12 protein-coding genes and 1 pseudogene are annotated in these 13273 nt (G+C 67.4%); 6 read left to right on the top strand and 7 right to left on the bottom strand.

Translation table 11 applies throughout. The features are described 5' to 3' along the window. Positions 1-19: 19 nt before the first annotated feature. Positions 20-751 carry a FadR/GntR family transcriptional regulator gene (locus tag ACFVTM_RS01570; RefSeq protein ID WP_390201569.1) on the bottom strand — a complete coding sequence of 244 codons (732 nt, stop codon included), beginning with the start codon at positions 749-751 and terminating at the stop codon, positions 20-22. 208 nt (positions 752-959) lie between these two features. Further along, positions 960-3848 carry an exo-alpha-sialidase gene (locus ACFVTM_RS01565; protein ID WP_390201568.1) on the bottom strand — a complete coding sequence of 963 codons (2889 nt, stop codon included), beginning with the start codon at positions 3846-3848 and terminating at the stop codon, positions 960-962. Between the two features lie 254 nt (positions 3849-4102). Here ACFVTM_RS01565 and ACFVTM_RS01560 point away from each other — a divergent pair, with 254 nt between their 5' ends. Together ACFVTM_RS01560 and ACFVTM_RS01555 are read left to right on the top strand one after the other, a co-directional pair. Beyond that, positions 4103-5128 (top strand): acetylxylan esterase, encoded by a 1026-nt coding sequence (locus ACFVTM_RS01560; RefSeq protein ID WP_390201567.1) that lies wholly within the window; start codon positions 4103-4105, stop codon positions 5126-5128. Positions 5129-5247: 119 nt separating this feature from the next. Further along, on the top strand, positions 5248-5841 hold the full coding sequence (locus ACFVTM_RS01555; protein WP_390201566.1) for an NADPH-dependent FMN reductase: 594 nt from the start codon (positions 5248-5250) through the stop codon (positions 5839-5841). On the opposite strand, the gene ACFVTM_RS01550 is transcribed toward ACFVTM_RS01555, so the two are convergent. Further along, on the bottom strand, positions 5838-6740 hold the full coding sequence (locus ACFVTM_RS01550) for a GAF domain-containing protein (protein WP_390201565.1): 903 nt from the start codon (positions 6738-6740) through the stop codon (positions 5838-5840). The two genes, ACFVTM_RS01555 and ACFVTM_RS01550, sit on opposite strands and share 4 nt — an antisense overlap. A gap of 459 nt (positions 6741-7199) precedes the next feature. On the opposite strand from ACFVTM_RS01550, the gene ACFVTM_RS01545 reads away from it, so the two are divergent. Beyond that, entirely contained in the window at positions 7200-7661 is a 462-nt protein-coding gene (locus ACFVTM_RS01545; protein ID WP_390201564.1) for a hypothetical protein, read from the top strand. Positions 7662-7705: 44 nt separating this feature from the next. On the opposite strand, the gene ACFVTM_RS01540 is transcribed toward ACFVTM_RS01545, so the two are convergent. The 4 genes from ACFVTM_RS01540 to ACFVTM_RS01525 all read right to left on the bottom strand — a co-directional run bounded on the left by ACFVTM_RS01540 (position 7706) and on the right by ACFVTM_RS01525 (position 11811). Further along, on the bottom strand, positions 7706-8986 hold the full coding sequence (locus tag ACFVTM_RS01540; RefSeq protein ID WP_390201563.1) for an MFS transporter: 1281 nt from the start codon (positions 8984-8986) through the stop codon (positions 7706-7708). An 80-nt stretch (positions 8987-9066) separates the two neighbouring features. Further along, positions 9067-9831 (bottom strand): SDR family NAD(P)-dependent oxidoreductase, encoded by a 765-nt coding sequence (locus ACFVTM_RS01535; protein ID WP_390201562.1) that lies wholly within the window; start codon positions 9829-9831, stop codon positions 9067-9069. Positions 9832-9956: 125 nt separating this feature from the next. Beyond that, positions 9957-10835: an SDR family oxidoreductase gene (locus ACFVTM_RS01530; protein WP_390201561.1), complete on the bottom strand. Its 879-nt coding sequence runs from the start codon at positions 10833-10835 to the stop codon at positions 9957-9959. Continuing rightward, positions 10828-11811, bottom strand: a complete 984-nt coding sequence (locus tag ACFVTM_RS01525) for a helix-turn-helix transcriptional regulator (protein WP_390201560.1) — start codon at positions 11809-11811, stop codon at positions 10828-10830. Before ACFVTM_RS01525 ends, ACFVTM_RS01530 begins: the two co-directional genes overlap by 8 nt. A gap of 234 nt (positions 11812-12045) precedes the next feature. Between ACFVTM_RS01525 and ACFVTM_RS01520 the strand changes: the two genes are divergently transcribed. From ACFVTM_RS01520 to ACFVTM_RS01510, 3 genes and pseudogenes are all read left to right on the top strand, one after another. Next, a complete protein-coding gene (locus ACFVTM_RS01520) occupies positions 12046-12516 on the top strand; it encodes a DUF4383 domain-containing protein (protein WP_390201559.1) in 471 nt (156 codons plus the stop codon). 56 nt (positions 12517-12572) lie between these two features. Then, positions 12573-12877, top strand: a pseudogene (locus ACFVTM_RS01515) (diguanylate cyclase domain-containing protein); the annotation flags it as partial. A gap of 30 nt (positions 12878-12907) precedes the next feature. Further along, a complete protein-coding gene (locus ACFVTM_RS01510; protein ID WP_390202120.1) occupies positions 12908-13138 on the top strand; it encodes a hypothetical protein in 231 nt (76 codons plus the stop codon). Positions 13139-13273 lie beyond the last annotated feature (135 nt).

The raw sequence follows: 13273 nt of genomic DNA, 5'->3' as shown, positions 1-13273 counted from the left end.
GGCTCGCCCGCGCGGGCGGTTACCGGGCCGCGACGTCCTTGAGTTTTTGGCGGATGCCGTCAAAGTGGCGCTGCAGGCGCTCGGAGGCCAGCGTCTTGTCCTTGCCGGCAACGGCCTCGTAGATCTCCCGGTGGACGCGGGCCAGTTCGGGCAGATCGACCGGGCCCGATCCAAGGGCCTGGTGGATCTGGCGGTAGACCTTCCAGAAGACGTCCATGAGGTCGATCAGCAGCTCGTTATTCAGGGGTGCGTAGAGTCCGCGGTGGAATTCCGCGTCCAGTTCGGCAAAGGCTTGCCCGGCGTCCCCGGCTGCTTCCATCTGTTCCAAGGTGCTGCGGAGGTCACTGAGGTGCTCCTCGGTCATGAGATCGATGGCGGAGCCAATCAGCCCGGATTCGAGCGCCTGCCGCACGTCAATGAGCTCCATCGCTTCCTCACCCCGGTGCCGGAGCGACAGCCGTCCCCGGAAGGCCAGGCCGTCGGTCAGCGCGCTGAAGTTGTTGGGGGCGACAAACATGCCAAAGCCGTGGCGGATCTCGATCACTCCGAGCGCCTGAAGGACCTTCAGGGACTCCCGCACGGTGTTGCGCCCGACGCCGAGCACGGCCGAAAGTTCCGTCTCGGTGGGCATGGCGTCACCGACGTCCAGTCCCTGTTCCAGGATGAGGTCCATGATGCGCGTTTGCAGCACGTGGGACCTGATTTGAGCGCTGAAACGGGCCGGCGACACAACGCGGGATTCTATGCTCATGACTCTCTCCTTCTGGCCGCAGCCGGACATGGCCACTCCTGATTCAAGCGTACAGGAGATGGGATGTCCAATGTCTGGTTTCTCATCGTGCGTCGGCCAGAATTTTTCCTGCTGGAGCCCGGCGGCGGTCCGGGGTGCCGGGGTGGCGGGCCCGCGTACGGAGCCTGCCACCCCTGCGTTCCCTCGGCCCTCCTGGCCGGCAGGGCTGCTAGCCCTTCGGCGTGATCTGGAGGCGGTCAAAAGTGACCTGCCGCCCGAGTGAATCGAGGACGACCACGTCATCGCGGCCATTCTTCAGGCCGGCCGGCAGTATGAACTGAACGGTGTTGTCCTTTCCCGGGAACATCCAGCCGAGCCCGTGAAGGCTCTTGTTGAGGTAGGCGAAGTACCACTGGCCAGGTTCAAGGTTTCGGAGTGCGACTTGCTGCCCGGTCCGGTACTTCGCCTCGGTGCCGAGGTCTATCGGGGCCGTCAGGCCGTCGAGGTTCTGGGTCCGGGGCGTCGGCGTGGCCTCGGGCCGGGCCGGCTGTGCCCGCAGGGCGAGCGCCTCGCGCGTGACCGTGAGGTCAACGCTCTTTGCCCCGTTCCTGGCGGTCGCGGCGAAGGTGGCGGCGGCAACTTCGCCGGCTGCGACGTCGGCGGCTGTCAGGGTGTAGTCCTGGCTCTTGGTGACGGTAGCGCCTGCGGCAAACACCGGTTCAGCCATGCCCATATCCGGTGCCTGCAGCCCGGTCAGCTCGACGTTGCCGGCGTTGCCAAGGGTGTAGGTGAAGGTGACGTTCTCTCCCGGGGTGGCGTAGCCGTCGTCGTTGGAATCGTTCCATGCGGCGGTGGCGGTTCCTTGGAGCCGCGCCCTTCTGGCCACCAGATCCACTTCCCCGCCCTCCACCTCAACCGCTTTCGGACTCTGCCCGGGTGCCGTCAGCGTCCATGAGGTCTGCGGGACGAAGAACCCCTGGTCCACTTCGCCCTGGGTCACGGTGTGCCGCGGCGTCGTGCAGTTGTAGGTGCCGGCCGGCGCCAGGTTTCGCCACCGGCAGTTGCCCGCGCCTTCCGGGACCAGCGGTGAGAAGTTCCCGGCGGTCGGAGTGATCGTGGTGGTGAGCGGTCCGCTGTTCGCAACCGTGAAGGTGTAGGGCACCTGCTCTCCAGCGGCGTACGGCTGCACCGCAAGATCCCTGCCGGCGTCGGCGCGTTGCCCGGCGATCCCGGCCGCGGGCAGCCCGTCGCGCAGCGCGACGTTGGCGCCGTTGAACACCACGGTTTGGGTCAGGGACGGCGTGGCGGATGCTGTCACCGTGAACGTCGCCTGGGGCGCGAAGTATCCGCGCGAGATGTCCTCTGCCGTCATGGTGTGCCGGGCCGTGGTGCAGCTGTACGTGGAGCCGGCCGGGAGGTTGTTGTAGCGGCAGTTCGGCGCTGTGGGCGGCAGGTATCCGGCCTCGAAGCTGCCTCCTGTGGGGACGGCGTTTGAGGTCACGCTGCCGCTGTTCCTGATCGTGAACGAATACGCCAGCACGTCACCGGCCTTGTAGGGCGATCCGATGACATCGCGGTCCGGGGCTGCCCCTGTGATGCTCAGGCCAAGCTGCTGGGCCTGGGGCGCCGTCGCGACGAACGTGGACTGGGCAACTTTACCCCCGGCGGTGGTGAACGCCGCGTTTAGATTCTGCGCGCCGGCCGCGCCGGCGGGTGCGGTCAGGTTCACATTGACTGTCGCCGAGGCCCCTGGGGCGACGTCGGGCACCGGGACGGTCGTCGCGGACCACCCCGCAGGCGTGAAGATGGTTGCGGATCCGCCGGAGAGTACCGTGCTTTCCTGGTTCGTCACCGTCACGGCGACGGCCTTGCTGGCTCCGGGAGTCACGGCTTGGGCGTCGACGCTGAGCGGCGCGCAGACGTAGTTGAGCCACTCATCGTTGAACTTCGCGAACGGGATGTTGTCCGTGTAGTTGGCCTCGTACAGCACGCCGAATTGTCCGCCCTCCAAGCGTGTGACGGTGGAGTAGGCGGAGAAGCCCGAACGGATGGTGCGCAGGCCGGGCCACGTCGCCCCGTCGTCGCACGAGACCCTGGCGGATAGGTTTTCGCGGCCGGATTTGGAGTTGGCGTTTGTGAAGATCAGCTTCCTGGCGTCCGCGGTTCCCGCGGCGGCATCGGGGAACATCCGGGCGATCGAGCCGTTGTTAGCCGGGTCCGGAAGTTCGGCGTCCTGGCTGACCTGACCATAGGTGGCACCGCCGTCGTTGGAGATGGCGACTTTTCGGTACCCGCCGTTGGCGCTGTCGCGGGAGTTGAGCATGACCCGGCCGTCGGAAAGCTCAACGGTCTTGTTCTCGTCCATCGCGGCGCCTACTGGGGTTCCCTTCTGCCAGGTGGTGCCGTGGTCGTCCGAGAAGACACTGTAGGCCTGGAAGGCCTGCGTGCCGTTGGCTTGCTGGACCTGTCCGGAATACTGCTGGATGAGGCGGCCCTTGTGAATCCCGTACTTGAGCTGGATCCCCTCCCCCGAGGCTGCGAAGTTGGTCCGGACGTCGCCTGGCTGAGGGCTGGTGCGGCTCGTTCCGGGCTTGGTCACGTTGGTGATGAGCCGCGGAGAGCTCCAGGTCTGCCCGCCATCAGTCGACTCCACAACCGCCGAGGAGATCACCGAGCGGTCGGCGTCGTCGTTGCCGAAGACGCTGCCGCCGAAGCCCTGGTCCTTGGAGTAGACGAAGAAAGCGAACACTTTGCCGGCCTCGGCGTCGTAGATGTATGAAGGATCGCTGTAGCCGAACTTCGGGCCGGTCGCATCGGCGACATGCCCCGAGGCGATCACCTGAAGCGGGCCCCAGGTCTGGCCCCCGTCGGTGCTGCGCCGCTGCACGATCGAGTTGGGGTTGGGCGCATCGGCCGAGCTGCCCGGCCGGCCGTCCCAGGCGGCCAGGACTACTCCACCGCCGAGGTACGTCAGGGCCGGGATTCGATAGAAGTAATTGTTGGATGTGCGGTCCGCGGCGATATTCGACTCGGCAAACGCACCCGGGGCGGCGGTCGGCGTGGTGGGCGGGATGGGGGCGGCGCTTGCCGGCAGGCCGGTTCCGGCGACCAGGCCCAATCCAAGAATGCCGGCAACGGCACACGCTCCTGGGCGTGGAAGGCGGGCTTTCGTGCGTGACTTCACATCTGGCCTCTCATTCGTAGGGAGATTTGTCGACGTTCGCCGAACCCGGGACACTGCGCATCCCACATTCGATATAGAACGTCCTACAACCATAGGGTGGAGTGGCTCACATATCCATCGTGTGGCGAAATTTCGAAGATCGGACGTAGGATCACCTTCAGACTGCCGCCTCACTTCCCGGAGACCCCATGCCCCTCTTTGACCTGCCGCTGGATCAGCTGCGCACCCACATCTCGGCCGCCGTCGAACCCGAGGACTTCGACGAGTTCTGGGACCGGACCCTTGCCGAAGCCTGGGAATTCCCGCTGGACGCTGTCTACGCACCGGTGGAGAACCAGCTCAGCGTTATTGACAGTTTCGATGTCTCCTTCGCGGGGTTCGGCGGAACCCGGATCAAGGGCTGGCTGCACCTGCCGGCAAACCGGGTCACCGGCCGCGCGTTGCCCGTGGTGGTGCAGTTCGTCGGCTATTCCGGCGGGCGCGGCCTGGTCCAGCAGGACACCAGGTGGGCGCAGGCGGGGTACGCGCATTTCATCATGGACACCCGCGGCCAGGGCTACGGTGGCAGCCTCGGCGAGACCGCGGATCCGCACCCGTCGGCCGGCGACGTGGCCTACGCCGGGCTGATGACGCGCGGGATTTCCGCCCGGGAGGACTACTACTACCGCCGCGTCTTCGTTGACGCCTTCCGGGCCATCGAGGCCGCGCAGGGCCATCCCGAGGTGGATGCCACGAAGGTGATCCTGTCGGGCGTGAGCCAGGGCGGCGGCCTGGCCATCGCGGCCGCGGGGTTGGCCGCCGGGCGTCTGGACGGCATCCTGTGCACCCTGACGGACGTGCCGTTCCTGCAGGACTTCCGCCGTGCCATCGACATCGCCCAGCGCGGCCCTTACCCGGAAATCGCCGGCTTCCTGGCCCGCCACCGCGACCGCTACGAGCACGCCCTTGCCGTACTGAACTACTTCGACGGCGTGCACCTGGGCAGGCGTGCCGCGACGCCGGCGCTGTTCTCGGTGGCGCAAATGGACGATGTCTGCCCGCCGTCCACAGTCTTCGCCGCCTTCAACGCGTATGGCACGGGACCCGGCACGCCAGCCCCGCACGCTGTCCCGGCGAAAGCCATCGAGGTCTACCGCTTCAACAACCATGAGGGCGGACAGGAACACCACTGGGTGAGGCAGCTTCGCTACGTGGCCGACCAACTGGGCCGCTGAAGGCAGGCCCGGGCGACGGCCCTCAGATTCAGGGCGCTGGCGGCGGTTGCGGAAGTTTCGAGCCGTCCGGATTGTTGTTCTGATTGTGGGCAGACATAACATCCGGAAAGGAGTCTGCCATGATCCGCATCGCTATCGTGCTTGGGAGCACCCGGCCCGGGCGCCTCGGAAAGCCCGTCGCTGACTGGGTGCAGTCCCGGGCATCAGAACGCGGCGATGCCGCCTTTGAAGTCCTCGACGTCGCCGATTTCGATTTACCGCTTCTCGACGAGCCACTGCCGCCGTCCCTGGGCCGGTACAGCCTCGCGCACACCAAGGCCTGGTCCGAGGCAGTCGACGGATTCGATGGCTACATCTTCGTCACCGGCGAGTACAACCACTCGATTCCCGGGGCGTTGAAAAACGCCGTGGACTACCTCTACAAGGAGTGGAACAACAAGGCCGCGGGGTTCGTCAGCTACGGAAGCAGCGGCGGGATCCGCGCCGTCGAACACTTCCGCGGAGTTGCCGCAGAGCTTCAGATGGCAGACGTCCGGGCGCAGGTCGCCCTGCCCCTGGCCACGGAATTCGTTCACTACCGCGCCTTCGTCCCGACGGAGGCCGCGGAGCAGAACCTGCAGATCCTCTTTGACCAGGTGGTCGCGTGGGCCGGGGCCTTGAAGACCCTCCGTCCGGACCACGCCCACCGGAAAGACGACGCCAGCGCAGCCTAGGCCGGGGTCTCCGTCCTCCGCCGCCGTCGACGAGCGGGAGGCGCGTCCGCGGCGTGTGGTGCCGGGGCATAGGGTCCGGGCTGGGGCTCTTTCGGGCCCTGGACGGAATCGGGCACAAGCACATGGACCGTGCCGCTGGCTGCTTCCCGCAGGCCGCCAGCTGTCGCCCGGGAACCGCCGGCCGCCTCCCGTGTGGCGCCAACTGTCCCCCGGGAACCGCCGGCCGCCTCCCGCGTGGCGCCGCCCGCGACGCTGCGAAGATAGTCAAGGGCTCCCTCTTCAGTGAATCCGTACTCCCGCACCAGCGTCCGCAACGCCAGGCCTGCCAGGGCCCGGGATAGCTGCGCTGAGGAGAGGTCGGCACCGCTCCCGGACCTCAGGGCCAGCTGCTGGACCAAACGCAGTGCTCGTGACACGTGCCGGGCCAGCCGCGCCGCTGCCGTGATATCTGCGCTGGTGAAGAGATGCGGCCACGGCGCATACAGGTTCACCGATGCCTGGAACAGCGCTTCGGGGACCAGCGGCACGGACAGGAGCGAGCGGACTCCGAAGGCTGCTGCGGCGCTGGCATACCCGGGCCAGCGCCGATCGAGGGAAGTGTCGCCCACCGAGACAAACTCGCCGCTGCGGACAGCCGTGCGGGCCGGGCCGTCGTCGAAGGATCGCTGCGCCTCGTCCGCGGCCCGCGCCGGCGCGCTGCCTGCTGTGAGGGTGAGGGCCTCCCCGGACCCGAGCAGCGTGATCGCCCAGCTGATCCCCCGGCCGGGACCGCCGATGTCGCTGACGAACTCACCCACGGCATCGCTGAGGAAGGCACCGATATCCGGGTCGTTGAAGTGCAGCTCCCAGAAGGAGGCACTGCGATCCGGCCGGCCGTCTCTTGCAGTTCCTAGGGTCATGTTCCACGCTCGAGATCAAAGCACGCAGCTCACTGCTGAACCGATGAAAACAGCATACGTCCGGGCGGAAACCGCGGCACCACTCATCTTTCAGAGCCCAAGGTCCCGCCGAATGACACAGGGACCCCGGAACGCCACGGCGCCCGCAAGGGTTGCATCAACCCATCAGCTCCGCAGCGGTCCAGGGAAGTTCCAATGTCCCGCCCTGGACCGCCCGCCCCGGCTCCAACACCAGTCGCGGAGGACCTTTCCGCCGTGGCACAACCATTAATACCCGCGTTTGCCCGGTCCCAAAAGAGCCCTTTGGCCCGTGCCGGCCCGGCGTTCGGTGTCCACCGGTTTCACCCTTCATTTCACCCCCGGCGGATGAGGCCCCGCGACCGCGCCCGGGCACAGGATGGAAATGCTCTCCGGTGCTCGGATGCTCGGGGGCCAGCCCAGCTGGGAGAGGAACTTCCAATGTCCAGACCGCATGCAGTCCTCGTAGGAACAATCGCGCTTGGCGCCGCCGTCGCGCTGCTCTCCGGATGCAGCCCCGCAAACCCGCCGGTGGGCACGTCCAGCCCCACCGTGGCCGTGTCGAGCCCGCCCGCGAGTGTGTCGCAGCTCTGCGCGGCTGCGGATGCCCATGCCGCTGCCTTGGCAAATTTCAAGAACACACTGAAGCCTGACGCCACCGTCGAGCAGGTCCGCGCGGCCCAAGAGCAAGTCGCTAAGACCTATGAGGATCTCGAAAAGGAAACCGCGAACCTCGCCCAGCAACGGGCGGACGCCGTCAAGGCCGCCGAAGCCAAGTTCAATGCCGCCGTCGCCGCGGTACCTGACAACGCCACATTGACTCAGGCAACCGATTCCCTAAGGGACGAAGCCGCCAACGTCGAGGCCGCGATCCGTGACCTCCGGACTGAGGTCAAGTGCTAGACCTCAAGTGCCGGCTGACGGCCGTGCCGCGGACCGGCACCGGTTCACGGGGTTTTTGACGGCCGTGCCGCGGCCCGTATCTCGCGGGGACCGGCGGGGTAGCCGGCGCGGCGGCTGGCCAGGATGATCACGAGGGAGAGCGCCGTCGGGACCGCTGCCGCCAGGGGAACCAGCTGGGCACCGGCGGTGGTCAGGGCCAGGGCACCGTACCCGGCGCCGACGGCGATGCCCAGCTGAATCGTCACGACGGTCAGGCCGTTGGCCGCGTCTTTGTGTTCCCCACCGGCCCGGAGGATCGCTGCCTGGTTGTAGATTCCCACAGCCCCAAATGCGGCTCCCCACAGCGTCACCAGCGCGAGCTCCCCAGCCCACGTGCCGCCCAGCACGGGGAGCAGTCCGAAGGCGAGCACAAGCAGGGCAACCGCACACAGCAGGGAGCGCCGCGGATGGGAATCCGCCGTCAGCCCCGCAATCCATATCCCCACGAGGCTGGCGACCCCCACCACTGACAGGGAAATGCCCGTGAAGGCATCCGGCAGTCCGGCGGATTGGAGGAACGGGGCGATGTACGTGAAGAGCGTGAAGTGGCCCAGGAGCAGGAGCGGCCAGGCGGTGGCCACGGCTATTACTCCCGGCAATTTGAGTGCTCCGCGCAGCGACGGCGTGACGTGTCCGCCGCCGTCCGGAGCGGCCGGAAGCAACCACACGGCCAGCAACGCGAGGATAGCCCCGACTCCTGCGAGGACAAGGAAAGAGTCACGCCAGGTCAGCACTGTGCCCATCGCCGTGCCCATCGGGGCGCCGACGGCCAGGGCGATGCTGTTGCCGCTGAAGACAATGGCCATGGCCTTTCCAACCGAGTGCGCCGGAACGATCCGTGCCACGTAGGGGGCCATGCTTGACCACAGCATCCCGTGGGCAACGCCGCCGAGTAGCCGCGCGGCAATGGCCAGGCCCAGGACCGGGCTGCAGGCCAGAAGCACGTTGCTGACCGCGAACGCGAGCACGGTAGCGATCAGCAGGGTCTTGCGGGGTACCCGGCCGCCGAGCAGCCTGGACAGGGGAAGTGCGGTAAACACGATGACGGCGGCGTAAGCGGCTGTCAGGGAGCCCACGGCTGATTCCTCCACGCCGAGGTCGCGGCTGATCTGCGGCAGCAGCCCCGACGGCAGGAGTTCGGTGGTGACGGCGGTGAAACCCGCTGCGGCAAGGATCAGGAGGCCTCCCCGCGGGAACTTCGACGGCGTGGATGACGACGGCGTGGATGCGGACTGTGCTGATGCGGCGGGCGCCGGTGTCGCGGCGATGGAAGGGTCTGGCGTCAAGGGTGCGTCTTCATCATTGGTGTCCAGGTGGGTGGGGGCGGTGCGGCGGCTGGCTTAGGACAGGGGTCGGTTCGCGGCCGTCAGGCCTGGTCGGAGGGCATGATACACAGTTGGGCGACGGAGGCGCGTCCGGGGCGGGTGACCATGTAGGCGACGCCGTCGGCGATGTCCTCGGGTGCGAGCACTTCGGTCCGTTCATAGAAGGGGTCGATCATTTGGCTCCGGACCTCGGGTTTGTTGTGGGAACCGAGTTCGGTGTCGACGCCGCCGGGCTCCAGGACGCCGACGCGCACGTGCCGCTGGGTGACTTCCTGACGGAGGGATTCGGTGAATCCGTTGACGCCGAACTTGGTGAGGTTGTAAACACCGTAGCCGCTCCAAGCGACGCGTCCGGCGATCGAGCTGATGTTTACGATGTCGGCGACCCGGCGCGGGCTGTCCTCGGCGGCCTTGAGCAGGTGCGGCAGGGCGGCGTGGGTGGCGTGGAGCAAGCCCTGGACGTTGATGGCGATCATGCGGTTCCACTCTTCGGGGTCGCCGCCAACAACCGGGCCCAGCAGCATCAGCCCGGCGTTGTTGACCAGGATGTCCAGTTGTCCGAAGCGTTCTACGGTCTCGTCCACGGCGGCCTGCGCCTGGGCACGGTCGGTGATGTCGGCTTCGATGGCCCTCGCGGTGCCGCCAGCCTTCTCGATCTCGCTGGCGAGGGCTTCCAGACGGTCCCGGCGGCGGGCCACGAGCGCGACGGAGGCGCCGAGGCCGGCGAGTTGGCGGGCGGTGGCCGCGCCGATGCCGCTGCTCGCCCCGGTGACGAGGGCGACGGTTCCGTTCAGTGTTGATGTCATGCGTGTGTTCTCCTCAAAACGATGGGCCGGTTTTGGGCCGCGGGCAGCTCCCGGTGGCCGGCTGACCGGTGGTGGGGCGTGGTGGACGACGGCGGGACCTCCCGCCGTCGCCCGTTTGCGTTTTGTCAGGCGTTGTCGAGGGCGAGGTTGCTGGAGAGTTCGCGGTGCGCGTCGGCCTGCTCATAGAGCGCCTTGGCCCGGGTCTCGAAAACTCCGACGGCGTCGGCGCCGGCGCCAAAGCGCAGCGGCGGTTCGTCCAGTTCGGCCAGCTGGATGAGGGCGTCGGCGAGCTTGGCCGGGTCCCCACCCTGCTGTCCGTTCATGCTTTGCCAGGCGGCGACGGTCTGGCGCGTGCGCTCGGCGTAGTCCTCGATGGTGGCTTCCGCGTAGCGTGTGGATTCCGGCGTGAGCAGCTCGGTGCGGAAGAACCCCGGTTCCACGATCATGCTGCGGATGCCGAACGGGGCGACCTCGGCGGCCAGGGACTCCGCCCAGCCCTCAACACCGAACTTCGCCGCGGCATAGGCAGACAGGAACTCCCCTCCCGCGATGCCGGCGGTCGAGGAGATCGTGACCACCAGTCCCGAGCGCTGGGCACGCAGCACCGGCAGGGCCGCGCGGGTGATGTTCATGGGCCCGAACATGGTGGTTTCGATCTGTGCCCGGAAGTCCTCCGGAGTGATTTCCTCGAAGAACCCGGCATAGAAATTGCCGGCGTTGTTCACAAGGACGTCGATCCGGCCAAACCGGTCGACGGCGGCCCGCACGGCCGCTTCCGCCGCGGCGGGGTCGGTGACGTCGAGCTTCACAGGCAGCAGGTTCTCGCTCGGGCCCACGGCTTGGACGACCTTTTCCGGGCTGCGGCCCGTGGCAACCACGGCGTGGCCGGCGGCCAGGGCCGCCTTCGCGATGTCGGTTCCCATTCCACGGCCGGCGCCGGTGATGAACCAGACCTTCTTCCCTTGCACGGATTCGTGCTGAAGGGATTCATAGTGTTCAGTCATGTGTTGGTTCCGTCTTTCTTGGGTTAGGTGTTCCCGGCTGCGCGTGGGAGCGCGTCTGAGGGACGGTGGATCCACCGGCAGGACCGCCGGCGATGGTTGCGTCGGGCGGCGATGCCACCCAGCTGGCGAGGAACGCCAGCGCGTTTTCGGATGCGGAGCCGGGCTCCGCAGTGAAGGTGAACAGGGTCTGTCCCTCGTCGCCGGGTAGGTCGAGCGTCTCGTACTGCAGGGACAGGTCTCCGGCGACGGGGTGGTGGAAGCGTTTGGTCCCGGTGGTGTGAATGCGTACGTCGTGCCCGGCCCATAGTGCGGCGAACAGGCTGCTGCGCGTGGTCAGCTCCCCGACCAGCTCGTTCAGCACCCGGTCGTGCGGATTCCTTCCGGCTTCCGAGCGCAGCATCGCCACTGTGGTGGTCGCGATCGCCCGCCAATCCGGGTAGAGGTCCGCCGCGCCCGGATCGAGGAAGAGGTAGCGCGCCTGGTTCGGCAGCCGCCTCGGCGTGTCCGGCCCAGAGCGTGTGGCGGAGTTGAACACGGGCCCGTACAGAGCGTGGCCCAGCTGGTTGGCTGCCAGCACGTCCGAACGGCCGTTCTGTACCAGGGCAACCACTCCGCTCATGCCGTCCAGCAGACGCAGCACACCGGGACGAACCCTCAGCTGCGGCGGCTGGCGGGGCGCCCGACGCGTCAGCGTGTTGGCCGTCCGTGCCAGGTCCATCAGGTGTGCCCGCTCGGCGTCGTCAAGCTGAAGTGCAGCGGCAACAGCCTCGAGCACGGCGTCCGAGACGCCGCGCAGGCTGCCGCGTTCCAGCCGCGTGTAGTAGTCCGCGCTCACCCCGGCGAGTTGCGCCACCTCCTCCCGGCGCAGGCCCGGCACACGGCGCAGTTCCCCGTAGCTGGGGATGCCGGCCTGCTCCGGGCTGATCTTCGCCCGTCGCGAGATCAGGAACTCTCGGATTTCGTCTTTTCTGTCCACATCCATCACGCTACGCAGGCAAAGCGGCCGGTGGCAGTGTCTCTCAGACACCCCCAAACCGCATGAATCGCCGCCCGCCGGCTGCCTCGGACAGCGCAGTTGGTTCCCATGCTTCCCGTGCTCACGTGCCAGCTTCAGGAGTAAAATGTGGGCGTCGGCAGGGTTCCTGCGACTCCCTGCCGAGTGGCCGGTTTTCCACCCGAAGAGCCGGTATTCTGCGTGAAAGGGAAGGCCATGACTACCGCTTCACACCCAGCCCAGCACCATGCGATGGGGCTGACGCTTCACAACACCACCCTGGCAATTGGCGGGATTTTCCTTCTGGTTGGAATCCTCGGGTTCATTCCCGGCATCACCACCAATTACGTGGCAATGGGCTTCGCGGGACCCGAGTCAGGGGCCCTGCTGCTCGGCGTATTCCAGGTGTCCGTGCTCCACAACATCGTCCACATGCTGTTCGGCGTGGCAGGCATTCTGATGGCCCGCAAAGACCGGTTGGCCCGGCTTTTCCTGCTCGGCGGCGGCATTGTGTACCTCGTGCTGTGGATCTACGGCCTGGTGATCGGCGCGAGCACCAGCGCCAACTTTGTCCCGTTTAACACAGCCGACAACTGGCTCCATCTGTTGCTCGGTGTGGCCATGATTGGCTTGGGCGTCTGGCTCGGCCGGGACGTCAAGGCTGAGTCGGGGGCAAGCACCACATAGTGTCCCCGGGTTCGTGGAGCGGGCGCCGTCGGCTGTGCCGGCGGCGCCGCCCATAGGTGCGCGTGGCCGTGCTCGCCGTCGTCCTGGCCAGTGTGACCCTGGCGCTGGCGGCTCTGCCGCTCGTCTTCCGGCAGCGGATCCGGCTTGCCGACGCGCAGCGCCAGGCCCGGACTGATGAGCTGACCGGGCTACCGAACCGGCGGGCCCTCTACACAGATGTGCCGAGGCGGCTTGCCTCAAACGGTCGGCGGCGCAGTGCAGTCCTGCTGCTGGACCTCAACAAGTTCAAGGAGATTGACGACAGCCTCGGCCACGACGTGGGCGACGCCCCCTGATCCAGGTCGCCGCGCGCCTGTCCGATCAGCTGCGGCCCGCGGACCTGCTGGCCCGAATGGGCGGCGACGAATTCGTTGTCACCCTCGGTCCTCGTCCTGGAGATCACCGAGGACGTCCTGGTGCCTTCCGCGCCCTCAGCGACTACGGCTACGACGCGGCGCAGGGCTTCTTCATGTCCAGGCCGGTCCCCGCTGCGGAACTGGACGCCTGGCTCGCTGTCCGCCGCCAGCACCCGCCCCAGACGGGCCTGTTTTCCATTCTCTACCCCGGCTCGACAGCCATCTAGGCGGGCCCCGCGCGCTCCCTAGGCGGGCTCCCCGGGCGCCGGCACGGCTCCCAGCAGGGCTCCCTGCAGGGGTGCCGACCAATCCGCAAGCCGCCCGCTTGTAGCTACCCGACAAAATCCTGCCCTCCCCCGGAA

The sequence above is a fragment of the Arthrobacter sp. NPDC058130 genome (assembly GCF_042884475.1).
Taxonomy (GTDB): domain Bacteria; phylum Actinomycetota; class Actinomycetes; order Actinomycetales; family Micrococcaceae; genus Arthrobacter.
This window is presented reverse-complemented; position numbering and strand designations above follow the sequence as displayed.